The 276-nt window shown below is 37.3% G+C and carries 1 protein-coding gene; it reads left to right on the forward strand.

Annotated elements, in window-relative coordinates; all coding sequences use genetic code 11:
* Nucleotides 1-24 precede the first annotated feature (24 nt).
* The coding region (locus QP324_RS12045) for a 2,3-bisphosphoglycerate-dependent phosphoglycerate mutase (RefSeq protein WP_284816216.1) at nt 25-276 on the forward strand (252 nt) is incomplete at its 3' end.

Here is a 276-nt window from a genome sequence, read left to right on the forward strand (position 1 = left end):
TGAATTTTAAAGGAGATACAGTTCATGTCGAAATTAGTTTTAATTCGTCACGGTCAAAGTGAATGGAACCTTTCTAACCAATTTACTGGTTGGGTTGATGTAAACCTTTCAGAAAAAGGTGTTGAAGAAGCTAAGAAGGCTGGTCGTTTAATTAAGGAACACGGTCTTGAATTTGATCAAGCTTACACTTCAGTATTAACTCGTGCTATCAAGACTTTGCACTACGCACTTGAAGAAAGTGACCAACTTTGGATTCCAGAAACTAAGACTTGGAGA

The organism is Corynebacterium sp. UMB0012 (genome assembly GCF_030216265.1).
GTDB lineage: Bacteria > Actinomycetota > Actinomycetes > Mycobacteriales > Mycobacteriaceae > Corynebacterium.